The sequence below is a fragment of the Paenibacillus sp. BK720 genome, assembly GCF_011761545.1.
Lineage (GTDB): Bacteria > Bacillota > Bacilli > Paenibacillales > Paenibacillaceae > Pristimantibacillus.
On record NZ_JAASRQ010000010.1, the window covers coordinates 47,731 to 70,797 of the forward strand.

General features: G+C 51.9%; 26 protein-coding genes and 1 riboswitch. Of the genes, 2 read left to right on the forward strand and 24 right to left on the reverse strand.

Going from position 1 to position 23,067, the window contains the following annotated elements; all coding sequences use genetic code 11:
- Positions 1 to 159: 159 nt before the first annotated feature.
- The 15 genes from FHT67_RS27925 to yabG form a co-directional block, all read right to left on the reverse strand.
- Positions 160 to 345: a type II toxin-antitoxin system antitoxin gene (locus tag FHT67_RS27925; RefSeq protein ID WP_132312953.1), complete on the reverse strand. Its 186-nt coding sequence runs from the start codon at positions 343 to 345 to the stop codon at positions 160 to 162.
- Positions 346 to 357: 12 nt separating this feature from the next.
- Positions 358 to 1,230: an SPFH domain-containing protein gene (locus FHT67_RS27930; RefSeq protein ID WP_167202018.1), complete on the reverse strand. Its 873-nt coding sequence runs from the start codon at positions 1,228 to 1,230 to the stop codon at positions 358 to 360.
- 126 nt (positions 1,231 to 1,356) lie between these two features.
- Positions 1,357 to 2,481, reverse strand: a complete 1,125-nt coding sequence (locus FHT67_RS27935; protein ID WP_132312957.1) for a peptidylprolyl isomerase — start codon at positions 2,479 to 2,481, stop codon at positions 1,357 to 1,359.
- Positions 2,482 to 2,620: 139 nt separating this feature from the next.
- Complete coding sequence (gene mfd, locus FHT67_RS27940) at positions 2,621 to 6,148, reverse strand: transcription-repair coupling factor (protein WP_167202019.1); 3,528 nt, start codon at positions 6,146 to 6,148, stop codon at positions 2,621 to 2,623.
- 127 nt (positions 6,149 to 6,275) lie between these two features.
- Complete coding sequence (fin, locus tag FHT67_RS27945) at positions 6,276 to 6,506, reverse strand: anti-sigma-F factor Fin (RefSeq protein WP_132312961.1); 231 nt, start codon at positions 6,504 to 6,506, stop codon at positions 6,276 to 6,278.
- A 63-nt stretch (positions 6,507 to 6,569) separates the two neighbouring features.
- Entirely contained in the window at positions 6,570 to 7,130 is a 561-nt protein-coding gene (gene pth / locus FHT67_RS27950; protein ID WP_132312963.1) for an aminoacyl-tRNA hydrolase, read from the reverse strand.
- Between the two features lie 126 nt (positions 7,131 to 7,256).
- Positions 7,257 to 7,910: a 50S ribosomal protein L25 gene (locus tag FHT67_RS27955; RefSeq protein ID WP_132312965.1), complete on the reverse strand. Its 654-nt coding sequence runs from the start codon at positions 7,908 to 7,910 to the stop codon at positions 7,257 to 7,259.
- A 60-nt stretch (positions 7,911 to 7,970) separates the two neighbouring features.
- Positions 7,971 to 9,371, reverse strand: coding sequence for a bifunctional UDP-N-acetylglucosamine diphosphorylase/glucosamine-1-phosphate N-acetyltransferase GlmU (gene glmU / locus FHT67_RS27960; RefSeq protein ID WP_279591611.1), 1,401 nt, complete (start codon positions 9,369 to 9,371; stop codon positions 7,971 to 7,973).
- A 253-nt stretch (positions 9,372 to 9,624) separates the two neighbouring features.
- Entirely contained in the window at positions 9,625 to 9,909 is a 285-nt protein-coding gene (gene spoVG / locus FHT67_RS27965; RefSeq protein WP_012772036.1) for a septation regulator SpoVG, read from the reverse strand.
- A 129-nt stretch (positions 9,910 to 10,038) separates the two neighbouring features.
- Entirely contained in the window at positions 10,039 to 10,434 is a 396-nt protein-coding gene (locus FHT67_RS27970; RefSeq protein WP_132312969.1) for a RidA family protein, read from the reverse strand.
- A gap of 23 nt (positions 10,435 to 10,457) precedes the next feature.
- Complete coding sequence (purR, locus tag FHT67_RS27975; protein ID WP_132312971.1) at positions 10,458 to 11,285, reverse strand: pur operon repressor; 828 nt, start codon at positions 11,283 to 11,285, stop codon at positions 10,458 to 10,460.
- An 81-nt stretch (positions 11,286 to 11,366) separates the two neighbouring features.
- Positions 11,367 to 12,221 carry a 4-(cytidine 5'-diphospho)-2-C-methyl-D-erythritol kinase gene (gene ispE / locus FHT67_RS27980; protein ID WP_167202020.1) on the reverse strand — a complete coding sequence of 285 codons (855 nt, stop codon included), beginning with the start codon at positions 12,219 to 12,221 and terminating at the stop codon, positions 11,367 to 11,369.
- A gap of 125 nt (positions 12,222 to 12,346) precedes the next feature.
- On the reverse strand, positions 12,347 to 12,532 hold the full coding sequence (locus FHT67_RS27985; RefSeq protein ID WP_132312975.1) for a small, acid-soluble spore protein, alpha/beta type: 186 nt from the start codon (positions 12,530 to 12,532) through the stop codon (positions 12,347 to 12,349).
- 162 nt (positions 12,533 to 12,694) lie between these two features.
- Positions 12,695 to 12,970 carry a biofilm formation stimulator Veg gene (gene veg, locus FHT67_RS27990; protein ID WP_012772031.1) on the reverse strand — a complete coding sequence of 92 codons (276 nt, stop codon included), beginning with the start codon at positions 12,968 to 12,970 and terminating at the stop codon, positions 12,695 to 12,697.
- 155 nt (positions 12,971 to 13,125) lie between these two features.
- On the reverse strand, positions 13,126 to 14,019 hold the full coding sequence (gene yabG, locus FHT67_RS27995; protein WP_132312977.1) for a sporulation peptidase YabG: 894 nt from the start codon (positions 14,017 to 14,019) through the stop codon (positions 13,126 to 13,128).
- A gap of 72 nt (positions 14,020 to 14,091) precedes the next feature.
- Between yabG and FHT67_RS28000 the strand changes: the two genes are divergently transcribed.
- A complete protein-coding gene (locus FHT67_RS28000; RefSeq protein ID WP_208403648.1) occupies positions 14,092 to 14,457 on the forward strand; it encodes a hypothetical protein in 366 nt (121 codons plus the stop codon).
- Between the two features lie 167 nt (positions 14,458 to 14,624).
- Here FHT67_RS28000 and FHT67_RS28005 read toward each other — a convergent pair whose 3' ends face one another.
- The 6 genes from FHT67_RS28005 to FHT67_RS28030 form a co-directional block, all read right to left on the reverse strand.
- Complete coding sequence (locus FHT67_RS28005) at positions 14,625 to 14,816, reverse strand: hypothetical protein (RefSeq protein WP_167202022.1); 192 nt, start codon at positions 14,814 to 14,816, stop codon at positions 14,625 to 14,627.
- Positions 14,817 to 14,845: 29 nt separating this feature from the next.
- Positions 14,846 to 15,742: a 16S rRNA (adenine(1518)-N(6)/adenine(1519)-N(6))-dimethyltransferase RsmA gene (gene rsmA, locus FHT67_RS28010; protein WP_132312979.1), complete on the reverse strand. Its 897-nt coding sequence runs from the start codon at positions 15,740 to 15,742 to the stop codon at positions 14,846 to 14,848.
- Positions 15,743 to 15,760: 18 nt separating this feature from the next.
- Positions 15,761 to 16,300 carry a ribonuclease M5 gene (rnmV, locus tag FHT67_RS28015; protein WP_132312981.1) on the reverse strand — a complete coding sequence of 180 codons (540 nt, stop codon included), beginning with the start codon at positions 16,298 to 16,300 and terminating at the stop codon, positions 15,761 to 15,763.
- 156 nt (positions 16,301 to 16,456) lie between these two features.
- Complete coding sequence (locus tag FHT67_RS28020; RefSeq protein WP_207918203.1) at positions 16,457 to 17,590, reverse strand: 3D domain-containing protein; 1,134 nt, start codon at positions 17,588 to 17,590, stop codon at positions 16,457 to 16,459.
- A gap of 243 nt (positions 17,591 to 17,833) precedes the next feature.
- Positions 17,834 to 18,042, reverse strand: a riboswitch (cyclic di-AMP (ydaO/yuaA leader).
- Between the two features lie 183 nt (positions 18,043 to 18,225).
- Complete coding sequence (locus FHT67_RS28025; protein ID WP_132312983.1) at positions 18,226 to 18,999, reverse strand: TatD family hydrolase; 774 nt, start codon at positions 18,997 to 18,999, stop codon at positions 18,226 to 18,228.
- A 30-nt stretch (positions 19,000 to 19,029) separates the two neighbouring features.
- Positions 19,030 to 20,325, reverse strand: a complete 1,296-nt coding sequence (locus FHT67_RS28030) for an HD domain-containing protein (protein WP_167202023.1) — start codon at positions 20,323 to 20,325, stop codon at positions 19,030 to 19,032.
- A 284-nt stretch (positions 20,326 to 20,609) separates the two neighbouring features.
- On the opposite strand from FHT67_RS28030, the gene FHT67_RS28035 reads away from it, so the two are divergent.
- A complete protein-coding gene (locus FHT67_RS28035; protein ID WP_012772023.1) occupies positions 20,610 to 20,864 on the forward strand; it encodes an AbrB/MazE/SpoVT family DNA-binding domain-containing protein in 255 nt (84 codons plus the stop codon).
- A gap of 122 nt (positions 20,865 to 20,986) precedes the next feature.
- Here the strand turns inward: FHT67_RS28035 and rsmI are convergent, their stop codons facing one another.
- The 3 genes from rsmI to FHT67_RS28050 form a co-directional block, all read right to left on the reverse strand.
- Positions 20,987 to 21,874: a 16S rRNA (cytidine(1402)-2'-O)-methyltransferase gene (gene rsmI / locus FHT67_RS28040; RefSeq protein WP_207918204.1), complete on the reverse strand. Its 888-nt coding sequence runs from the start codon at positions 21,872 to 21,874 to the stop codon at positions 20,987 to 20,989.
- A gap of 29 nt (positions 21,875 to 21,903) precedes the next feature.
- Positions 21,904 to 22,554 carry a tRNA1(Val) (adenine(37)-N6)-methyltransferase gene (locus FHT67_RS28045; RefSeq protein ID WP_243711825.1) on the reverse strand — a complete coding sequence of 217 codons (651 nt, stop codon included), beginning with the start codon at positions 22,552 to 22,554 and terminating at the stop codon, positions 21,904 to 21,906.
- 116 nt (positions 22,555 to 22,670) lie between these two features.
- Complete coding sequence (locus FHT67_RS28050) at positions 22,671 to 23,060, reverse strand: initiation-control protein YabA (RefSeq protein ID WP_481856739.1); 390 nt, start codon at positions 23,058 to 23,060, stop codon at positions 22,671 to 22,673.
- Between the last annotated feature and the right edge of the window lie 7 nt (positions 23,061 to 23,067).

Sequence of the window (23,067 nt, forward strand, 5' to 3'; positions counted from 1 at the left end):
ATCCGTAAAGCACCATTTAAAGCATTCCCTTCTATGCCAAAAACCTTGCTTCATTTCCTTCTTTTTAATAATTAACCCCGCTAATTGTTCCACGTGAAAAAAATCTTCATTCAAAAAGCCGCCGTTCCCCCTAAAAGGATGGAACGACGGCTGCCACACTCACTCGCTATCAACCGGATTATTTGGCGCCCGCTTAGGCAGCCTTCCGGCTTTGCCAAGCGCTTCCCGAAGCAGAAACTCGATATGTCCATTTACGCTGCGAAATTCATCATTTGCCCATTGCTCGATGGCACGGTGTAAATCTGGATCGAGCCGGAGCGCGAAAGCTTTCTTTTCTTTCCCCATTGGACTGTCCCCTTAGGAGTACAGCGAGCCCGTATTAATAACCGGCGTTGCTCCGCGGTCGGATACAATGGCAACCATCAGATTGTTCACCATTGCCGCGCGGCGCTCCTCATCCAGCTCGATTCCGTTCTCCGCCAGCTGCTTCAAAGCGGAATCCACCATGCCAACCGCGCCTTCCACAATTCTTTGGCGAGCCGAGACGATGGCAATCGCCTGCTGGCGTTGGAGCATCGCATTTGCGATTTCCGGCGCGTAAGCCAGATGCGTGAGGCGGGTCTCAAGCACTTCCACGCCGGCTACGGCCAGACGATTCTGAAGCTCCTTCATCATTTCCGCCGCTACTTCATCCGCATTGCCGCGCAGCGACTGCTGCGCAGAATCGGAGAAGGTATCGTAAGGATATTGGGCCGCGATATGGCGAACGGCCGTCTCGCTCTGGATTTCCACGAAGCGCTCGTAGTTATCCACGTCGAAGGAGGCTTTCGCCATCTCCGTTACTTTAAATACAACAACGGCGCCAATCTCCACCGGATTGCCCTCCGCGTCATTCACCTTTAGGGTCTGGCTATTGAAGTTGCGGACCTTCATCGACACCTTCTTCTTGTTCGTGAACGGTACTACAATCCACAAGCCGCTGTCGCGAACCGTACCTACATACGTGCCGAAGAACGTAATAACCTTCGCTTCGTTTGGCTGAACGATTGTGAGCGAGGATACGGCTACGATAAAGATCACCTCAAGCAATATGCCGAGCACGATCAGAAATACGTTCGGATCCAACTGATCCGAGCCAAATATAATAAGTGCGATTCCTCCGGCAAAGGAAATAATCGCGGCGAGCAATGCGAGGAATCCGTTGACGTGCCAGGCTTTATATTCCTTCATAAGTACACCCCTTATATTGTTTTGATATAATTATGATATCACTTTTTACAAAAACAAGAAAGTCCCATTACAGAAAAAAGCTGGTCCGATCATTTGCATGATGGACCAGCTCTTCATTAAAGGCGTTTATTTGGCTGCAGGAGACTCGCTGGCTGCCGGGGATTCCGATGCCGCCGGAGATTCGGACGCCGCTGGCGACTCCGAAGCGCCTGGCGATGCGGATGCGCCTGGCGAAGCCGAAGCTTCCGGAAGCGTGATTTTCACGTCTTGCTTCGGCATTTCATCCGTCATGAACGTATTCATGTGGTTGTAAGCCACCACGCTTTGTACCTCTTGCTTCTGCTCGTCCGTAATTTTGTCGTAAGCTACTTGGTCCCGTTTCTCAACCAGGATCACATGATAGCCGTATTCGGTCTCGACCGGATCGCCGATTTTGCCGACAGGCTGAGTCAGGGCCGCATTTTTGAAGCCCTCCACCCAATCGGAAGCCTTCGCGTCCTTGTATTCGCCGCCGCTATCCTTCGAGCCCGTATCGTCGGAGTACTGTTTAGCAAGGGCTGTCCAATCTCCGCCAGCGTCAAGCTTCGCTTTAACTTCTTTTGCACGGGCGAGAGCTTCCTCTTTCGTGCGAAGCGTCTTCGTGGAATCCGCTGGATCCGTTGTTGCTACGAGAATATGGCGAACGGTTACCGGGTTGTAGTTGCCGATGTTTTTCTCGTACTCGGCTTTCATCTCGTCTTCCGTTACTTTCGAATTCATATGCTCAACCACAACCAGCATCAGGTTGAGGTAGGTTCTTACGTCAGCTGTAGATACTTTTTTCTCGTCGAGCGTCTTTTTCACGTCGGCGTTCGTTTTGAGCGTATCTTCGAAGCTCTTCATCTGATCGTTCGTTTCATCGCCTGCTTTTTTAAGCGTTGCTTCTGTAGCTTGCTTGGCAAGGATCTTATACGAAACGAATTGCTGGAGCAATTGTTCTTTGAACTGCGGGATTGCAATCACTTGCTCGTAGCCCGGCTGCATGATGTTGAAGATATCCAGGTACTTGTTGAACTCCGCTTCTGTGACGGTGCCGTCTTTGTAGGTTGCAACGACAGTACCTTTGCCCGCCCCTGCGAAAGTGAGGCCCGAGGAGCCGCCCTCGTTATCTTTCTTGCCACCGCAAGCCGCCATGATCGTCATGACCAGCACTGCCGCGATTACGAGCAGTGCGCTTCTGCGCCATGTCGATTTGCGTTTTGTGTGCAACATGTTGAATCCCCTTTCAATTTGAGAAGTTTATTGTATTGTAACAGAAAACGACAAGGCTTGACCACAAGGTTGTAACAGCTGCCCCGCGCAAGGAGGAGCAGCCCGTCAATTATCGAGCGAATAACACGCTAATCTACCCTTAGCTTTTTGCGTCCTGCAGCGCTTCTTCGCCTTTTCTTGCATCCTTGAACTTCTTCAGGAAGCCCTCCAGAAGCTGAACCTTCTGATCCATCTCGAGCCCTTTGCCCCGCAGCAGAAGCGTCGGATATTCATCCTGTATCGCTCCTTGGCGGAACCGGTTCTCGTACTGCATGCATAGCTGGTCCACCAGCTTGCGGTCAATCCGCTTCTTCTCGCGTTCGTTGAAGCGGACGATAAGGTCATCGCCCTTCTGGCTGATCTGTTCAATGCCGTATTGGGAGCCGTAAACCTTAAGCCGCGCAACCGAGAGCAGATTGTCGACGGCCTGCGGCAGATTGCCGAAACGGTCGATCAGCTCCTCCGCCAAATCCTCCGCATCGTCTATGGACGTAACGGTAGCCACCTTCTTGTAAATCTCGATCTTCTGGATGCTGTCGTAAATATAGTCGGAAGGCAGATAAGCGTCGATGCTGACATCGATCAGCGTGCTGACGCGACGCTCTTCCTTCACCTCCACGCCTTCCATCTCCGCCTTACGCTTGGCGATCTCGTCAGCCAGCATCTGCGAATACAGATCAAAGCCGACGGAGGCAATAAAGCCGTGCTGCTCCGCACCGAGCAGATTGCCCGCTCCGCGGATGGAAAGGTCGCGCATTGCGATCTTGAAGCCGGAGCCCAGCTCCGTAAATTCCTTAATCGACTGCAGGCGCTTCTCCGCCACCTCGGTGAGTACCTTGTCCCGTTGGTAGGTGAAGTAGGCGTAGGCAATCCGGTTCGAACGGCCAACCCTGCCCCTCAGCTGATACAGCTGGGAGAGGCCCATTTTGTCCGCATCGTGCACGATCAGCGTATTTACGTTAGGGATATCGACGCCGGTCTCGATAATGCTCGTGCTGACAAGCACGTCGGACTCGCCGTCCAGGAAATCCAGAATCGTCTTCTCAAGCTCCTGCTCCGACATCTGGCCGTGGCCGACCGCAACCTTGGCGTCCGGCACAAGCGCATTGATCTGCTCGGCCATCTGATATATCCCTTGCACGCGGTTATACAGGTAATATACCTGCCCGCCGCGAGCCAGCTCCCGTTCAATGGCTTCGCGCACAAGCGAGGTACTGTATTCGACGACATAAGTCTGCACCGGGAAACGGTTCTCCGGTGGCGTCTCGATGACCGACAAATCGCGAACGCCCAGCATAGACATATGCAAGGTCCGCGGAATAGGCGTAGCGGTCAGCGTCAGCACGTCGACATTGGTCTTGAGCTTCTTGAGCTTCTCCTTATGCGATACGCCAAACCGCTGCTCCTCGTCGACGATCAGCAATCCCAGATCTTTGAAGATGACGTCCTGCGACAGTAAGCGGTGCGTGCCAATCACCACATCAACCGTACCCGCTTTCAGGCCCTTCATCGTATCATTCTGCTCCTTGCGGGAACGGAACCGGCTTAATACCTGAATGTTGAACGGATAGCCGGAGAAACGCTCGCGGAAGGTCTCGTAATGCTGCTGGGCGAGAATGGTCGTTGGGACAAGAATAGCTACCTGCTTCCCTTCGATTGCAGCCTTGAAAGCGGCGCGAACCGCCACCTCGGTCTTGCCGTAGCCGACGTCGCCGCACAGGAGCCGGTCCATCGGCTGGGGCTTCTGCATATCCTTCTTAATCTCTTCGATAGCCCGCAGCTGATCTCGCGTCTCATCGTAAGGGAACATCGCTTCGAACTCGTTCTGATAGGCCGTATCCTGACCGAAAGCAAATCCGGGCGCCGACTGGCGCTCCGCATACAACTTGATCAGGTCATCGGCTATATCTTGGACGGAAGCGCGGACTTTATTTTTCGCCCGAACCCATTCGCTGCCGCCCAGCTTATTGATTTTCGGCTCCTTCTCTTCGGAACCGACATACTTCTGAATCATGTCGACCTGCTCAACGGGCACGGACAGCTTATCGCCGCCGGCATACAGGATATGCAGGTAGTCCTTGTGAATGCCGCCGATCTCGAGCGTGCCGATCCCGACGTATTTGCCGATGCCGTGGTTCTGGTGAACGACGTAATCGCCGACTTTCAGCTCGGTATAGCTCTTGATCCGCTCGGCGTTATCGATCTTCTTATCCATCCGGCGCGCCTTGCGCTGCTTCTGAGAGAACATCTCGCCTTCCGTAATAATGACAAGATGCGAGGAAGGCAGCTCAAAGCCGGATTGAAGATTACCCTCAATCAGGATCGGAGGCTCAATATGATAATCCTGCAGCACGCGCCTAATCCGGTCGAGCCGTTCGGCGTTGCCGCCCAGCATCATCACCTTCGCGCCCGTCTTTTTCCACCGCTCCATCTCCGCTTTGAGCACATTCATCTGTCCGTGGAAGTTCTGCATGGCGCGGCTCGTCATATTCAGGATATTTTGAGGCTGCGAATGCGGGATCTGCCGCAGGAAGAGCGACATAAACAGCGTTTGGAATTTCCGGTGATGCAGAATCTCATCCGATTCCCGGGCAAGCGTAAAGCTTGGCAGAGATTTGCCGTTGGAGAGCAGATGGGTCGACCATTCCGCCTCATCCCGCTCCAGCTGCCGCGCGGTCTCGATCAGCCTTGTCGGCTCATCCAGGATAAGAACCGTATCCTCCGGCATATAGTCCAGAATCGTCTGTCTTTCCGGGTACAGCATGGATATATATTTATAAATTTCAGGAAAATAGACTTGCTCCCGCAACTTCTCGATCTCGCCGCCGATTTCTTGACGGAGGCGGTCCTTTGCCATGCGGTCCGTCATTTTGTCGAGCTGCTGGGCGAGAAGTGCTGCCGCATGCTCCGCTGCAGCGCTAAAGCGCTGCTGGTCGGCAACGATCTCCTGGCAAGGCGTTACGGTAAAGGACTGCAGGTTATCAAGCGAACGCTGGTCGGAAGGATCGAACGTACGGATCGAATCGATCTCGTCCCCAAACCACTCGATCCGGTACGCGAGCTCCTCCGTAAGCGGATAGAAGTCGACAATACCGCCGCGTACGCTCATCTCGCCTTTGGATTCCACCCGGTCCGCCCGGACGTAGCCAAGTCCGGTCATCTGGCGCAGGAAATCATCCAGTTCGAGCGTGTCGCCAACCTTTACCGAAATCTTTGCATTCGACATAACCCCTTTAATCGGCTGATAGCGCCGAATACCGGAGAACGGAACGACAATAATCCCGCGGAAGCCTTCGGACAGCTTGATCAGCACATCCATGCGCTGCGCCAGCGTCTCGGGACTCGAGATCGCCGCTTCGGCAGCTACCAGCTCATTCGCGGGATATAACAATACATCATCGGCAGAGATGCATTCCTGCAAATCTTCTGCAATTTTCTGTGCGGCATACATATTATGCGTGACAACAAGCAGCGGACGGTCCAGATCATCCTTCACCGCCGCTACGAGTACTTGCCTGGAAGAACCCGCAAGTCCCGATATCATCTGTTCGCGCATTCCTTTGCGGACGCCGGCTATAATCGACTGTACATCCGGATCCGCGGCAAAAGCCTGTACTAACGCTTTCAATCGTGAAGGCACCCCGTTTCTATACACAAGACAAAAGGCAAAGAAATAGAAGCATTATTTTACTATAGGAACCATCGAAAAGAAGCCTCAGCCGAATGCCAAGGCTACGCACGCTATTGTGCTCCCGTTACTGCAGCGGATTTACGACGAGCACAAGCTCCGGGTTTGCTTCCAGTGCCTCGCGGCAGTAATCGCAGACCACTTTAACCGTAATATCGCCGTTCGAGTTATACGCTATTATATCGCTGCGCTCTTCGGGGGTCAAGAAATGGAAACCAAGCCTCGACTCGGAGATTTCCTTTTCCTCTATCGTCCCCATCGGCGTCCGGCAGTGCCGGCAAATATAGTTTACAGCCATATGTATGCCTCCTGAAGAATAGTTATACCCTTCAGTATGCCCGTTTTGCCCAAGCTTAGGCGGTTACTTGTTAAACTTGGCCATTGTATTGTCGAAGCTGGCCTTGAGGCTAAACTCCACTGCGTCGCAGGCCTGTTCAATCATGCTCTTCAAAGCTTCCTGCTCGCTCTTCGGGAAGTTATCGAGCACGTAGTCGGCAATATTGCGGCCCGGCTGCGGACGCGAGACGCCCATGCGGATCCGGTTGAACTGCTGCGTGCCCAAATGCTGAATAAGCGATTTGATGCCGTTATGGCCTCCCGCGCTGCCCTGGTAACGAAGCCGGATTTTGCCGACCTCCGTATCCATATCATCGTAAACAATAAGTCCGTCTTCCAGATCAGCCTTGAAGTAATCCATGAACCCCCGTACCGATTCCCCGGACAGGTTCATATAAGTCATCGGCTTGATGAGGACAACCTTCGTACCCTGTACGTTTCCTTCGCCAATCAAAGCCTTGCACTTGCTCTGCGTCACCTGGATATTCCAACGCCGAGCCAATTCGTCTATGACCATAAAGCCTACATTATGCCGCGTGCTTTGATAGGTTGTGCCGGGATTCCCCAGCCCTACAATCCACTTCATGCTATCCTGCTCTCCAATCTCATTTTGCGTATGTCTTTATTCATTCTACACGATGGACAATATTCCCTGCACGAAAGGAAGAAACGGTATCTTCCCGCGGAGGGCAGATACCGTTTATCCATTGCTCTATTTTGCGAAATCAACCTCGTGCATTTGCGCTTCCGTGGAACGCGATACCGCTTCCTTCGCTTCCACTTCCTGCGCCTCCGCTTCCTCGGCCGTCAGGTCCTTCTGAGGTACCAGGACCGTCACGAGCACCGCCGAAGGATCGGTCAAGATCGTTACGCCAGCCGGAGTCTGAACGTCTCCGACCAGATAGCTGCTGCCCATCAGAAGGCCCGTTACATCGACCGGAATCGAATCCGGAATGCTCCCCGGCAGACAACGCACCTCCAGCTCATGCAGCAAAGCCTGCACGATACCGCCCTCGCGCTCGCCCTGCGAGTCGCCAACCAGGTCGATACGGACATGCGTTGTTACTTCCTCATTCATATTGATTTGCTGGAAATCAACGTGTAGCAGCTTATGCGACAGCTTCTCGCGCTGTATGCCCGCAATCATGACCGACTGTTTGCCCGCGCCCGGAATGTCCAGGTCGATAACCGCATTCGGGTGGGAACGCAGCAAAGCGAGCAGCTGCTTCTCCTCAATGGCAACGGAAGCCGGGGAAGCAAGCTGCTTGCCGTAAACGACGCCGGGCACCCGGCCGCTTGCCCTCAAGCTGCGGAGTTCGCTCTTCATGGTTGTATTTCTTTGTTCTGCCGTCATTGCTATGGACATCGGGATAGGAACCTCCTAAAAAGTCAATTTCCATATCACTTTGCCCAACTGCTGGAAAACCTATTCTTTCTTGCTTCTTTCTTTCTTCGCTTTCGCGCGGGCGCGGATCTTGTCCGCATAGCCCGGCTTGTTCACCTGGCGCTCCCGCGCAATAGCCAAATCGCCGGACGGAACATCCTGCGTAATCGTCGAGCCCGCCACGACATACGCGCCATCGCCAAGCTTCACCGGCGCGATCAGATTGACGTTGCTGCCTACAAAAGCGTTGTCGCCGATTTCCGTAATCGCTTTGTTGAAGCCGTCGTAATTGACCGTAATCGCTCCGCAGCCGATGTTAACGTCTCTGCCGACTACGGCATCCCCAACATAGCTCAAATGCGACACTTTGCTTCCATCGCCAAGCGTTGCGTTCTTCAGCTCAACGAAATCGCCGACTTTGCAGCCCTCGCCAAGCTTCGAGCCCGGACGCAGGTTCGCGTACGGACCAACCGTGCTGTCCTTGCCCACAACGGAATCGGCAACCGTCGAATATTTTACGGCGGCGCCGCTTTGAATCTCGGAATCGGTAATATCGGCCTGAGGTCCGATTTCACAGTCCTCGCCGATAACCGTATTGCCGCGCAGAACGGTGCCCGGATATATAACCGTATCTGCTCCAATGCGCACATCGGCTTCAATGTACGTATTAGCAGGGTCGATAATCGTTACTCCTTCGATCAGATGCCTGCGGTTAATGCGCTCGCGCATGAAACGCTCGGCATCCGCCAGCGCTACGCGGTCATTTACCCCAATCGCTTCCGCGAGGTCCGGCGTGCAGTAAGCTTGAACCGTATCGCCCGCGCCGCGGAAAATACCGATGACATCGGTCAAATAGTATTCGCCTTGCGCGTTCTCGTTCTTTACTTGCGCCAAGGCCGCGAACAGCTTCTTGTTGTCGAAGCAATACGTACCCGTGTTGATTTCCTTCACGGCGGCTTCTTCGGCCGAGCAATCCTTCTGCTCGACAATGCGCTGTACAGCACCGTCTGCGCCGCGAATAACGCGCCCGTAACCCGTCGGATTATCGAAGGATGCCGTCAGAACCGTTGCCGCCGCGCCGCTGGACGCATGAAGCGCCAGCATCGATTGAATCGTCTCCGCACGTACAAGCGGAGTATCGCCGCAAATGACGATCGTTGTGCCATCCTCCGAACCAAGCAGCGTTTCTGCTTGGCGTACAGCATGGCCGGTGCCAAGCTGCTGCTCCTGCAGTACGTATTCCGCGCGGTCGCCGAGGTAGCCTTTTACCATTTCCGCCCCGTGGCCAACGATAACTACGGTCCGCTCGCTCTTTGCTTCGTTTACCGTATCGAGCACATGGCCAACCATCGGTTTGCCGCTCACTTGATGAAGAACCTTATATAGTTTCGATTTCATCCGCTTGCCTTGACCGGCAGCCAATACAATCGTCATTACCTTCAACTGTAATTCCTCCTACACGACCTGATTTGAATAATTGATATTTATAAGTTTTGATATCCTATGAATAACTTACGCATGCAACCCGCGTTACGCCGCATGGTTGGGCGTCATCGGTTCACCTTGTTAAAGACTATATCCCATTATACACAAAAAGAAAAGAGAGCCTCGCGGCCCTCTTTTCTATTATCCCTTTGCCGGAACGGCACGCGCCGTCCCGGCAAAAGGACGCAATTCCGTTACTTAAAGGATAGGCTTAAGCTCCTTCTTCAATTGCCACTTCTTCCACTGCCGCACGCTCGTATTCAGCGAGTACAGCAGCTTGGATTTTCTCCCGGGTCGTCGAAGAGATTGGGTGAGCGATATCCCGGAATTCTCCATCCGGCGTACGTTTGCTAGGCATAGCCACAAACATGCCGTTGTTACCATCGATGACGCGAATATCGTGAACGACGAATTCATTGTCAATCGTGATGGAAGCAATAGCTTTCATACGCCCTTCCGAATTTACACGGCGGAGTCTGACATCAGTAATTTGCATTTGTGTTCACCACCTTTGCCTATCTGAGACTTGGTGTATACTTCCACATTTTTGTGCAAATTCCTTCTATTTTTTTGGAAAAATATGCGATATTTAAAATATTTTTTTACAGATAATTTTTTTTCGTTTCTATTCGACAACAGTCGATGCAATGAGCTCGATTTCGACAAGAACATCCTTCGGAAGCCGCGCCACTTCTACCGCGGAGCGTGCTGGCTTGTGGTCGCCGAAGTAGGAAGAATAGATACCGTTAACCGTTGCAAATTGATTCATATCTTTCATAAATACTGTTGCTTTTACAACATTATTTAATGTTACTCCTGCTTCTTCTAATACTGCCTGTAAATTACGGAAAACCTGATGCGTCTGTTCCTCAATTCCGCCTTCAACCAGTTGGCCCGAAGCATCCAATGGAATTTGACCGGATGTGAACAGCAGGTCACCTACTCTAATAGCCTGCGAATACGGCCCGATCGCAGCCGGTGCTTTATCTGTGGCGATTACTTGCAGCTTCTTGTCTGTCATTGCGAATTCCCAACCTTTCCGTCTTATACCTTGAAATAGTTGCCCGGAATAACCTTTGTCTGCTTGGTCTTCAGATCAACGGCCGTCAACGTCGCAAGCGATACGTAATCCTCGAGCAGGCGCTCTTCATGCTCCACCTCGCCCGATTCTACGAATACGCCGACGCCCGCAACGGTCGCTTTGAATTCGTAAAGCAAATCCATCATCCCCTGAATCGTACCGCCGGCCTTCATGAAATCGTCAATAATAAGGACCCGGGACTGCTCCTTGAGGGCGCGTCTGGCAAGGGACATCGTCTGGATCCGCTTATTGGAGCCGGAAACGTAGTTGATGCTTACCGCCGAGCCTTCCGTCACTTTATTATCTCGCCTTACAATCACAACCGGCAGGTTGAGGCAAGCCGCCGTTGCGTAGGCAAGAGGAATCCCTTTGGTCTCAACCGTCATAATCACGTCAATATTTCGGTCAGCAAAAGCTGTCGCAAACATTCGTCCAACATCGGCCAGCAGCTCCGGTTGTCCCAGCATATCGGTCATATACAAATAACCGCCCGGAAGTACCCTCTCAGGCTGTTCCAGTTGGCGGCAAATGTTGTCCATAATCGATAAAGCTGTGGAGGTATGCATCTTAGGCGTGTATTTCACGCCCCCTGCAGCACCGGCAAGCGTATTTAATTCACCGAAGCCTTCTTCTTCGAAGACCTCTTTTATAATGGCCAAATCTTCGCTGATGGAAGACTTTGCAGACTGATAGCGATCAGCAAATGCTGTGAGCGAAATTAACGTGTGGGGACGACTCAGCAAATATTGCGTCATCTCTACCAGTCTTGCACTTCGCTTCAATTTTTTCAAAGCCATTCCCCCCACTAAATCCGAATAATATAAAGTCAATATAACATTTTTATACGGATTTAATCAAGAAAAACGTCAGCATTATGTCAGCATTCTTACCACGTAGACCTCTTTGCAGAACCCGCGAAGTCCATTATAGATACGTGGAAGCTTGGCTTCCTTCGAGACTAGACCAAAAACGGTTGGTCCGCTGCCCGACATGAGGACGCCATCGGCACCTAGCTTTTGCATGCTTTCTTTCAGCTGCAGCACTTCCGGATATAAATCCAAAGTCACATTCTCGAGCACATTGCCTAGCCCGGCGCAAATATCCGAGAACGAGCCGCGTTCGATGGCCGATACCATATCCCTCGTTGAAGGATGGTTCTTCAGCTCATTGGCGCGCAGCTTGCCGTATACGTCGGCCGTCGATACGTTAATCGGAGGCTTGGCCAAAACGACCCAGCACTGGGGCGGATTGCCGATCCGCTCCAGCTTCTCTCCTCGTCCGGTCGCTATCGCTGTACCGCCCGTTACGCAGAACGGGACGTCGGAACCAAGCTCCGCCCCAAGGCGGCACAGCTCGTCCTCCGAGATATTGAGCTGCCACAGACGGTTCAGCCCGCGCAGAGCGGCGGCTGCGTCGCTGCTGCCTCCGGCGAGCCCCGCGGCTACCGGTATCTTTTTATCCAAATGTATATATACGCCTTTGCGGACGTCGTAACGCTCTTTAATCAAACGCGCAGCCTGAAAGGCCAGGTTCTTCTCGTCAAGCGGTATGTATCCAGCCTGGCTCGATATAATAATCGTATCCCTCGGCAGCTCCTCCAGCTCAAGACGGTCAGCCAGATCGACCATCGTCATGATCATCTCGACTTCGTGGAATCCATCCTCCCGCTTTCGCAGGACATCGAGCAGCAGGTTGATTTTTGCCGGAGCCTTTTCGTAAATTTTCATGGCAAGCTCTCCCGTTCGTTGTTAGCTAAGCAACATTATAACAAACGGGCACAAGAAAAGCTAAGAGGTCAATGCCGGCTTTAACCGCCTTGCTCTCTTAGCTTTCTAACGTCTAAATTTCCTGTTTATTGCTGTCCATGATTTCTGGCTGCGGCTTGCTCCGCCAACTGGATGGCCCGTTTCACCATATTCCCGGCGTCCTTGGTGCTAATACCGCCCCAGCCTTCTGTTTCTACCTTGTTGATGAAACCCAGGTCCTTCGCCAGTTCGTATTTCAGTTGCTCGGACATGACACTTCTTCTGCGGCCCATGTTCCGTGCACCTCCTGTCCTTAGAAAGGTATGTGATTGCGGTATAGTATGTGCCGCGCCGGCAGTCGCTTATTCAGAAAGATCGTTTGAAAGCCCTCGATATGAAAAATGGCGAAAAAAAACGCGAATCCGGTTGATTCGCGTTTAAGCTGCTGCATGCATCTATTGTTGAATATGGGTGATTCGGACTTGACCTTCATCATTGCATACGGTCACTTCAACAGACTCTGTCAGTATATCCGCATAACTGTAGGAAACGCGCTTAAACGCGTGAGACTCCTGGTCCAGTTTGACAATGAAAACAGAAGGGTAGATTTCTTCTAACGTGCCGGTGCGTTCGATGGTCTTTCGCCGGCCACCGTTAGCTCGAAGACGGATTTTGGAGCCTACGTGGGCTTCCAAATTGCGTTTAATTTCCAATAGCGCGTTTTTTGCCATTGTCCACTACCACCTCTTTCCTTGTCCATTATAACCAGAAAGAGGAGGTTTGTCAAATGAAGCAAAATATTATATCAGCGTTGTTATTTTCTTGTCAACGGTTTTTTCGCCCATTTTATCGAATTTGATGCATATTCACGTAAAAAATGTACATATTAAGACGTTATCTTCATACTCGCCGTGGAGTGAGTCACTTTTTTGGGCTTCGGCAGTCCCATCCTGTGCCGTCCCATCGTCTCAATTCCCCCTACCCCGTCAATCCCGCTGATGGTCCCGTGAATCACGTCCGAGAGGTTGATGGATTCCCTGACGGAGGTATAGCTTGCTTTAATTGCAATATAAACAGGATCCAGCGCATGGATCAATATTCTTCCCGGGGAGCTAGCGAAGTTCGAACCCGATTGCAGCAGCGCTTCGAAATGCGATTGGCATGCGCCGGCCACCACAACAAGCCCATCCATATTCTTTTCGTATTGACGCGCAACGCGCACAGCATTTACGAAATGCTGCGAATTCTTGTAGCTGCTCAAGCTGTACAGATCTTCACCCTCGCGGTTCTTGAGGACTCCGTCATGACCGGTAATCACGACAATATCCGGCTTTACCTGCGGCAGCAAACGGTAAAGCAACTGGGCCATTTGCGATTCGTGAGCATGCACGCCATGCGCGGGTACCTTCATCGTTTGGTACAGCTGCATGCTTTTGCGCAAGTAATTGCCGTCTCCGTCCAGATGAAGCACCTTGCCCGGCAATTCAAAATAAGACTGACTTTGCTGCTGCAAAGTAGCCCGATCGTGGCTGGATAAAACGGTAAGATGCGCCTTCTCCTGCCGCATCCGTCTAAGAGAGTCGTTTACTTTAATTTTCACTTGCTGCCGCGCGCTTGTCGATTCCGGATCGCGGACGACCGACAAGTCGGGAATTGGCGCATCCGCAAGCAAACGGTAATCCGTGCCTTTCAACAGCGCTTGATCGGATCGCATCTCTTCAACTCGGAACAGCACGTCACCGCCATAGGAATTGCGGACGACCAGGTCCCCTTGCTTCATGGGTAAATCACCTCTTCGTCTATCGTATGGGTGGAGGGGGCGGAATGTGCGGAGAAAATTGTGCGGATGGGTGTGGACGAATGGTTGGGGAAAGGCCACGGGTGGCTCCGGCTGCCGCATTTGAGGGACGGGGTAACTCCCAACGGCCGCTGTTGCCTGTACATTGCTTTGAACTTATGCCACATGGGTGGCAATGTATCGGCAAAGGCGGACGCTCCGCTCCTTATCGGAGTTACCCCTTACCCTCTTGCGGGTAGCCTGCGCCTCCCAATTGCCTCCCCACATTCCTTGTGGGAGGCCGAGGCTGCCGCGCTACTGCGCCAGGCGCGGCGTTATGGCGGGCGGGCAGCGGCGTTGCCTGACCGCATGACTACGCCCGCTGAGCTGGCGGGCTCGTGTGCTTATAAGCGTGACCCATGGCTGCTCCAAGCAGCGTAATAGCGTAGTTGCGCCTGCCTAAGACAGAGTTGCATGCGGAGAATGACTATATATGTATTGCCCGGGTAATGGTGGAGTGAATCATGTACAAGGTGCGTTAGAGGGTGCGTTTAGTGCGTTTAGCGGTTTTAATGGACAGTAAAAGGAAAATCCCGTGTTACAAGGCATCAGGTAGACGACGGAATGCTTTTCGGGTGGTCTGAACCGATTAGAGGGTTGCTCGGGCCTGGAAAGCCGCTGTAAGCGCCGAGGACCGCACGGCGCTTCGCAGCCGTGCCGTGGCCCTCTCCGCCCGCCACTCCGGCGGCGGGCGCGCCTACAACAAAGTCGGCGGCGCTAACCGCTCGCCGCCGGCTCAAACCAGGCTCGGCCGCCGCAGCAGGCCGAGCTAACCCCGCCAGCCCGCCGCCAGAAAGGCGCGGCTGATGCGGGCGAACTCGTCGAGGGACAAGGTCTCCCCTCGACGGCCAGGGTCTATCTCGCAGCTGACAAGCAGCTGCGTCATTTCCTCGCGGCGTTCCTTGCCCACGAACGCCGTCAGATTGTTCGCCAGCGTCTTGCGGCGCTGGGCGAAGCTCGCCTGAACGATGCGGAAGAAATGCGCCTCGTCCTCAACCTCTACCGGCGGCTTCTCGCGCACCGCCAGCTTGATGACAGCCGAGTCGACATTCGGCTGCGGGATGAACACCGTATGCGGCACGATGCAGACAAGCTGCGGCTCGCAATAATACTGCACGGCTACGCTCAGGCTGCCATACTCCTTGCCGCCCGGCTTTGCCGCCATCCGCTCCGCGACTTCCTTCTGGATCATGACGACGATGTTTTCGAGCGGCAGACGCTCTTCCAGCAGCTTCATCAGGATCGGAGTCGTCACGTAATACGGCAGGTTCGCCACTACGCTTACGCCGCTCACATCCGCGAAACGCTCCTCGAACAGCTTTTTCAGATCCAGCTTAAGCACGTCGCCGTGCACGACCTTCACGTGCTCCTCGCCCGCCAGAATGTCGCCTAGAATCGGAATAAGCCGGTTATCGATCTCGATAGCCGTTACCGTGCCCGCGGCGGCAGCCAAATGCTGCGTAAGCGCCCCGATGCCCGGACCGATCTCAAGCGCGCCCTTCGTCTTGTCGAGTCCGGCCGCGCTTACGATCTTGTGCAAAATATTTTGATCAATCAGGAAGTTCTGGCCCAAGCTTTTCTTAAACTGAAAGCCATACTTCGCGATAATTTCCTTCGTGCGCTTCGGCGTTGCCACTTCAATCGCCTTTATATCGTTTCCGCTCATGCCGTTCACTCCTATCTCCTATCCCTGTTCCATCGTGCGCAGAGCCTCCGCGAATTCTTCGCGGGAAATACGGAAGCTTGTACACCTTTTGAAAAACTGCTTGCCGTTCGCATACCCGATCCCCAGCAGCTTGCCCATTTGAAGCCGGCGGTTTGCCGCGTCCGGATGAACGATAAGACCCGCTTCCATCAAGTCCTCCCAGGTAATATTCCCTTCTCCGGCCGCCATTTCCGTCCGAAGCTCGGAGAGCGCCTGGCGAATCGCCTCGGGGCTTGCGTTCTCAATTCCGATATCGCCTTTGTACATCGCCTTCTCCTGCGGCAGAAAAGCATGCTTGCAGCCCGGCACCCGCCGCGCCACAATTTTGCGTATTCTCTCGCCCGCATGATCAGGATCCGTAAATATTATAACGCCTCTGCGTTCCATCGCCAGCTCGATCCGGCGCAGCACTTCCTCGCCGACCGCAGAACCGTTGGTTTCGATCGTATCCGCTTCAACGGCTCTCTTCACGGCAACCGTATCGTCTTTGCCTTCCACCACAATAATTTCCTTAATCACAAGCGAACATTCCTTTCTAAAAAGCAGCAACTTCCGCTCTTCTTTCACCGTCAATAATATGCAGCCTGCTTAGCATCTCCATGCACACAAAAAGAAGAGGCAGCGCCTCTTCTTATAATGGCATATTTAACAATGAAATACGATAGCGGTAAGCCATTAGCTTGCGGATGGCTTGGTCGGACCAAGCACGTATACGGTATATCCTTTTTTCCGGCCGAACTTATTGGCATAGCTTGTGCTGTCAAAGTAAACGTCGATCTTGTTGCCATTGATGGCACTGCCCGTGTCTTCCGCTCTGCGGAAGCCAATTCCTTCGATGTACACCCACCAGCCGATTGGAATAACATCGGGATCCACCGCAATGGTACGGCCTTCCTTCACCTTTGCGCCGGAAGCCGTAATGCCGTAGCCCGGATGACTCTCATCCTTGCCCGTGGAAGCTACACCTGCCGAATAGGCGGTTAAGGTTACATTCTTGAGAATCTTCTTCGGCTTAAACGTTACGCCGCTCTTTGTATACGAGGCTGTGCTCGCGGCCGAGAGCGTATGTACGTCCTTCTTCGAGCCTACCGCTACGACCTGACTGACCGTATGCTTCTGAACGACCTTGTCGACCAGCTTGGAGGAGACAAGAACTCCGTTCTCGTACTTCTTCTCCACGCGCTCGATTACGACGCCGTTTTTACCGGTTTGCACCAGCTTCTCCTTCCCTTGCTCAAGGGTTGGATCTTGTTTCTTCACGATCGAGAACGGCAAAGTCCGTTCGGTCTCTGCTACTTTCGTATCGACGCGGGTAACGGTAACCGTCATTGCCTTCGAAATCTGAGTATCGAGAGACGGGATAACTTTATCTTGATCGCGGACAGGAATATTTAATTTCCCGATCGCCGCCTGTACTGTTTTCTCTGTCGTGTACACCGTCGATGTTTTGCCATCTGCTTTTACGGTAACCGGAACCGCGTACTTGATTTCGATGCGGTCTCCGTCTTTGATGGACGCATTCAGAGGGTGTGATACCTCGTCATAAGGTCCAACCGTTATAGCTTGTTCATCCAGTAGGCGTTGCAGGACCCATTGTTTTGTCTTTACGACAGTTTCTTGTCCATTCACCACTACGGATACGCTCTTATCAGCCGATCCGTACAACAACACCAAAAACATGAAAGTCATAGCGATTGAGATAATTGCACTCAGAACAATTAAACGCAAATTTTCATGCTTCCATCGCATTGCGAAAGTCATGCTGGATGATCGCTTCCCATGGGTCTCCTTAGCCTGGATCATGCCCACTTCTATCGGTCCTCCTTCATAGCCCCGCCGCCAATCTGTTACGCATGATACTATTGACGCGACTATTGAGTATATTGGCGTGACAAGCACGCTCCAGTGTTACGGCCTCCCACCTCCAAGATTTACCCTGTAAAGACTATTTCCGAATAGCGAAATCGAAAATAAAAAGAAGCCTTCGACAGAGGATCTGATCGTGGCTTCCTGGGTAATCAAACATTCAGGAAAAGGTGAATACACGAGGTTGATCGCTCTCTATAATCGCTTACGAGGTTAGCTGACGGGTTCGGACGAGAGAGCTGCCCTATCCACGGAACGAATGCTCATGGCAATCGCCGCAAAATTCACCCCTGAAGAATTCATACGCGGCAGATGCTTCATGACGTCTTAACGATGCATCCGCTGGCGTTGGTTCCCCCGCTCTCCGGCTTTCGGAGATTAAGCGCAAACTGGAAATCCAATACAAAAGTTAAAGCTCTGAGAAAAATCATACATTCCTGACCACAGAATTGTAAAGATGCGTTAAAAGACGATTTTAACGAAATTTTAGGATTCTGAAGGCAAATAGGGGCGATTCCAACAAGTAAAAAGAGTTTTATCGCCGCAATAGTCTTTATTTCAGCGGTTTTAGACCGTTTTTAAACAATACCAAAACATTTTTTACCGTTTGCGCTTGTAATAACAGCGATTTCCTCCTTGGATTTTCCTGTTATGTCCGCTGCGGCCTCTGCGACTAAAGACACATAAGAGCTCTCGTTTCTCTTCCCTCTAAATGGATGAGGAGACAGATACGGGGAGTCCGTTTCGATGAGAAGACGATCAAGCGGAACCTTCGCAAGCACCTCTTTTGGCACCCTTGCATTCTTGAACGTGACCGGTCCGCCAAACGATATATAAAAGTTCATATCGAGGCACATTTTGGCCGTTTCCCAGCTGCCCGAATAGCAGTGCATGACTCCTCCGACTTCAGACGCCTTCTCTTCCCTCAGAATACGGACAATGTCCTCATGCGCATCCCGGTTATGAATGACAATCGGCTTACCCAGCTTCCGGGCAAGGCGGATTTGCTCCCGAAATACCCGGTGCTGCACCTCCTTCGGAGAGGTATCCCAGTGGTAATCAAGACCGATTTCTCCTATGGCTACAACCTTCGGATGGGAACAAAGCTGCTCAATCCACTCCAGGTCCCCCGGCTCCATAAAAACGCTGTCTACCGGATGCCAGCCTACCGCTGCGTAAATAAAATCGTATTTTTCCGCGAGCTCCATCGTCGTTGGAATTGTCTCCCGGTTGAAGCCGATATTGATCATTAAATCGACACCGGAAGCGCGCGCTCTTTCGATAACTTCTTCACGGTCGCTGTCGAATTGCGGGGAGTCCAGGTGGGTATGCGTGTCGAATAAAGATATCATCTTAGCTGCAAGCTCCTTCTATATAAAGAGTTAAATTTTAAACAATTGCCGAACGCCCGGGCTTAGCCGGTCAGCTGCGGCAAGAAGCGGTTCAATCGGATAATAGATATGATACTGGCCTTGATGCAGGCCGCTGATGGAACGGACAATGTCGGATTTTACCGATATTTCGCTTAAGCTGTTCTCGTCGCTCAGCAGCAGAATCGGCGCTTTTTCCTCTTTCCCGCCTTTTTTCGCATCCGGGCGATAAATGTCGTAGGGCTGGTCAAAAGGAAAATCGATTTCCATATGGTAGTCCGGATTAAGGCCGATTGCGATGAACTCCCGGGCTGCTTGTTCCAATAAAGAGTCCCCCGGATCATCCAGCGTAATGTATTTGTATAACTGGCGATTAAGGAAACGGTCGCATAATCCCGCCAGCAGAGCATCCTCCTCTTCGGTCCATAACGAGAAGATGGTCTGCATGTAGGCCTCGTCCAGCTTCAAGTAATCCGTTACCGTAATGCTGCCGTCCAGCAGCTTATTGATTGGTCCCGGCATCCAGGAGAATGCGTAACCATTGTCGTACAGCTCCTTGGCGCGGCGCGTAATCTGTCTTAGGATAATCTCCGAGCTTCGGGTAACCGGATGGAAATAAATTTGCCAATACATCTGGTAACGGGACATCAAATAATGCTCAATGGCGTGCATCCCGCTCTCTTTCACGACAATCTTGCCCTGAACAGGACGAAGGACGCGCAAAATTCGCTCCAGGTCGAAGTTACCGTAGTTGACCCCCGTAAAATAAGCGTCCCGAAGCAGATAATCCATTCGGTCCGCATCCATCTGGCTGGAGATCAGGCTTACTACAATGGGGTTTGGGTACGTTTTGCTGATTACCGAGGCTACCTTCTCCGGGAAATCCTCCGAGACGCGGCGCAGCACGCGGTTCACTTCCGTATCCTCCAGCAGGATTGCACAGGTCCACTGCTCATGATGGGTGTCAAATACCTGCTCCAGCGAATGGGAAAAAGGCCCGTGGCCAACGTCGTGCAGGAGCGCTGCGCAGAGCGCCAGAAGTCTTTCCTCCATCGGCCAGCCCGGATATTCGTTACGCTCGAATTGCGAGATGATTTTCCTCGTTATTTCATAAACCCCAAGGGAGTGGGAGAATCGGCTGTGTTCTGCGCCATGAAACGTCAAATAAGAGGTTCCAAGCTGGCGAATTCGTCTAAGCCTCTGAAACTCCTTCGTATTGATCAAATCCCACACCGTCTGATCCTGCACGTAAATATATTTGTGTACCGGATCCTTAAAAACCTTCTCTTCGGTCAGCTGCTGATTCATTCGCCCTTTCAACTCCTTTGTTCATGGTTTCGACACAAAACTCTGATAGAATGTCGAATAGTGTCGTAATATAGTTTCCAAATTGTCGAAGCTGTTGTATTCTATAGTAAGATTAATATGACCTTGCTATAGAGTCAAATTCCCATAAATATAGGTCTGATAAGGTCTATCAGAGACATTCTCGGTTGACTATTATGGGAATCGTTGGTATTATAGTAGCCATAAAAAGAAAAACTATGTCGAATAGTGACGAAATGTTATTTCCTGAGAGGAGAAACAAAATCATGATGAAATCTACTGGTATTGTACGTAAAGTCGACGAATTGGGTCGTGTTGTTATTCCAATCGAATTGCGTCGTACGCTTGGTATTGGCGAGAAAGATGCTCTGGAGATCTATGTAGACGGCGAGCGTATCATGCTTAAGAAATACGAGCCTGCATGTATCTTCTGCGGCAATGCAGAAAACGTATCTTACTTCAAAGGCAAAATTGTTTGCCATATTTGTTTATCTGAAATGCCTTCTCCTGTGACAAAATAAGAAATATAGGTTATAATAGAAATACACCAACTTGTTAATTCTAACCTTTTTATACTCCTTGATGCCTTCCTGTGCTAGAACCCGGCCAGGAAGGTCTTTTTTTGCCCAAATAACGCAGTAATCTATCGATTGACTGCGTTATACACTTCCCTCTTCGGCAGGCCTCTGTCCTGAGCCGTTTTTTTAATAGCCTCCTTGCGGTCGATTCCTTCGTTCTCGTAGTGGGCCACATGCTCTTCAAGCTCAAGCAGCGTCCACCAATTCTCTCCGTTATCTGACGCGTCTCCCGCTCCTGCAGCTGCCCCCTCAATTATGAGGCAGTATTCGCCCAGGGGAGGGTTCTCTTCAAGAAAAGCTAGACATTCGGATATGCTGCCGCGTGCGGCTTCTTCATGGCGCTTCGTAAGCTCTCTAACCATTGCAATCCTCCGGTCGCCCCAGTGCTCCAGCATGGCTTCCAGCGTCTTCTTCAGGCGATGGGGAGATTCATACGTCATAAGCGTCCCTTCTTGGCGGGCAAGACGGGCCAGCCATTCGGCAAGCGGCTTTTTATCTCGCGGAGGGAATCCCGTGAACATGAACCGATCGGTCGGAAGACCCGATATGATCAGAGCCGATAAAGCCGCATTTGCTCCCGGTATCGGCACTACCTTAATACCCGCTTCTACGGCATCCTTAACAAGGTCGGCCCCTGGATCGCTGACGGCAGGCAAGCCTGCATCGCTGACAAGCGCAATAGACTGCCCTTCTATTAATAAACGGATGAGCTCGCTTCCGCTAGCCTGCTTATTATGCTCATGGTAGCTAACCAATCTCGTAGAGATTTCGAAATGAGTCAGAAGCTTTCGGGTCTGTCTTGTATCCTCAGCCGCGATAAGCTGCACTTCCTTTAACGTCCGGATTGCCCGGTAGGTCATATCCTCCAGATTGCCGATTGGAGTGCCGACCAAATATAAGATACCGTAATCGCTATCCGCTTGATCTTTAAAGCTTTTTTGAATTTGTATCATATCCTTGCTCCCTCCTATCCGTAAATGGCTTATTCGTATACGAAGACCGGCGGCAGCAGCCTAAGCTCCGGCTTGCCGTCGCGTATCGCTTCTATTAATACCATATTGGCCTCTCCTTGCGCATTCGGATGGATGAATTGCACGCGCTTTGGCTCAAGCCGGTATTTCCGCATCGTCTCCATAATATCGATAAACCGCGAAGGACGATGAACCATAGCCACCTTTCCTCCCGAACGGACAAGCCTTGCACAGGCATGAACGACATCATCTAACGTGCAATGAATTTCATGGCGCGCGATGGCGTAATGATCATTCTCGTTCGAGTCGCCCGCTTTTACCGCCATGTATGGAGGATTGACCGTTACGGCGTCATAAATACCATTGCCCGCTTCTTTCATGTATATTTTCAGATCCGCCTCTATGATGGAAACCTGCTCAGACAGATTATTCATTGTCACGCTGCGCCTTGCCATATCGGCCAATCTTGGTTGGATCTCAACCGCGTCGATCTTCGCATCGGTCCTTGTCGTCAGCAGCATCGGGATTACCCCGTTTCCTGTGCATAGATCAAGAATCCGTCCTCTCTTTGGAATCGTTGCGAACTTCGATAGCAGCACCGCATCCAGAGAGAAGCTGAATACTTCCCGGCTTTGGATGATACGGAGGCCCGTCTCCGTCATCAAATCATCAATTCGTTCATTTGGTTCCAGTTTTACATCCCGCACCTTTGACCTAACTCCCCTGACATAAAGATACCGCCCTACATAGACGAGGACGGTATACATACAATGTTCTATTATTTATTGAGGAAGGATAAGCAGAACAGGCAATCTCCTTCTGTCCTCAAATGCCCGTAATACACGTTGCAAATGTGGAATCCTTCGTGGTACAGCCTAGCCAAATTATCATGCGCCTCACCGACGAGACCGGCTTGCTGCGATGTATCGTGAACCGTATCTTCCTCCGCATGTACTGCAACCTCCCGGCGGGCAGGCTGGACGGCTTGTCCTACCTGGCGGCTTACAGCTGTTCTTGGCTTCGGCGACGTCTCGCGTTTCAATATTTTGCGCAGCCGTTCATTTTCCATGCTCAGCTGCTGATTTTCCTCCAGCAGTTCTTTGACCCGCTGCTTCAGAACGCCAAGATGGACGTGGAAATCGCCCATCCGGCTTTCTAATTCGTCCATTTGATTA

What these genes read in the sequence shown, in the direction of transcription:
- FHT67_RS28025 (WP_132312983.1), bottom strand. Translation starts at nt 18,999, where the DNA reads ATGATATCTTTATTCGACACGCATACCCACCTGGACTCCCCGCAATTC.
- rsmI (WP_207918204.1), bottom strand. Translation starts at nt 21,874, where the DNA reads ATGATACAAATTCAAAAAAGCTTTAAAGATCAAGCGGATAGCGATTAC.
- FHT67_RS28050 (WP_481856739.1), bottom strand. Translation starts at nt 23,060, where the DNA reads ATGGACGAATTAGAAAGCCGGATGGGCGATTTCCACGTCCATCTTGGC.
- FHT67_RS28035 (WP_012772023.1), top strand. Translation starts at nt 20,610, where the DNA reads ATGATGAAATCTACTGGTATTGTACGTAAAGTCGACGAATTGGGTCGT.
- pth (WP_132312963.1), bottom strand. Translation starts at nt 7,130, where the DNA reads ATGAAGTGGATTGTAGGGCTGGGGAATCCCGGCACAACCTATCAAAGC.
- FHT67_RS28045 (WP_243711825.1), bottom strand. Translation starts at nt 22,554, where the DNA reads ATGACGGAGACGGGCCTCCGTATCATCCAAAGCCGGGAAGTATTCAGC.
- veg (WP_012772031.1), bottom strand. Translation starts at nt 12,970, where the DNA reads ATGGCAAAAAACGCGCTATTGGAAATTAAACGCAATTTGGAAGCCCAC.
- FHT67_RS27955 (WP_132312965.1), bottom strand. Translation starts at nt 7,910, where the DNA reads ATGTCCATAGCAATGACGGCAGAACAAAGAAATACAACCATGAAGAGC.
- spoVG (WP_012772036.1), bottom strand. Translation starts at nt 9,909, where the DNA reads ATGCAAATTACTGATGTCAGACTCCGCCGTGTAAATTCGGAAGGGCGT.
- FHT67_RS27970 (WP_132312969.1), bottom strand. Translation starts at nt 10,434, where the DNA reads ATGACAGACAAGAAGCTGCAAGTAATCGCCACAGATAAAGCACCGGCT.
- FHT67_RS27985 (WP_132312975.1), bottom strand. Translation starts at nt 12,532, where the DNA reads ATGGGCCGCAGAAGAAGTGTCATGTCCGAGCAACTGAAATACGAACTG.
- FHT67_RS27935 (WP_132312957.1), bottom strand. Translation starts at nt 2,481, where the DNA reads ATGTTGCACACAAAACGCAAATCGACATGGCGCAGAAGCGCACTGCTC.
- yabG (WP_132312977.1), bottom strand. Translation starts at nt 14,019, where the DNA reads ATGAAGCAAGGGGACCTGGTCGTCCGCAATTCCTATGGCGGTGACGTG.
- FHT67_RS27930 (WP_167202018.1), bottom strand. Translation starts at nt 1,230, where the DNA reads ATGAAGGAATATAAAGCCTGGCACGTCAACGGATTCCTCGCATTGCTC.
- FHT67_RS27925 (WP_132312953.1), bottom strand. Translation starts at nt 345, where the DNA reads ATGGGGAAAGAAAAGAAAGCTTTCGCGCTCCGGCTCGATCCAGATTTA.
- rsmA (WP_132312979.1), bottom strand. Translation starts at nt 15,742, where the DNA reads ATGAGCGGAAACGATATAAAGGCGATTGAAGTGGCAACGCCGAAGCGC.
- fin (WP_132312961.1), bottom strand. Translation starts at nt 6,506, where the DNA reads ATGGCTGTAAACTATATTTGCCGGCACTGCCGGACGCCGATGGGGACG.
- FHT67_RS28030 (WP_167202023.1), bottom strand. Translation starts at nt 20,325, where the DNA reads ATGAATCAGCAGCTGACCGAAGAGAAGGTTTTTAAGGATCCGGTACAC.
- ispE (WP_167202020.1), bottom strand. Translation starts at nt 12,221, where the DNA reads ATGAAAATTTACGAAAAGGCTCCGGCAAAAATCAACCTGCTGCTCGAT.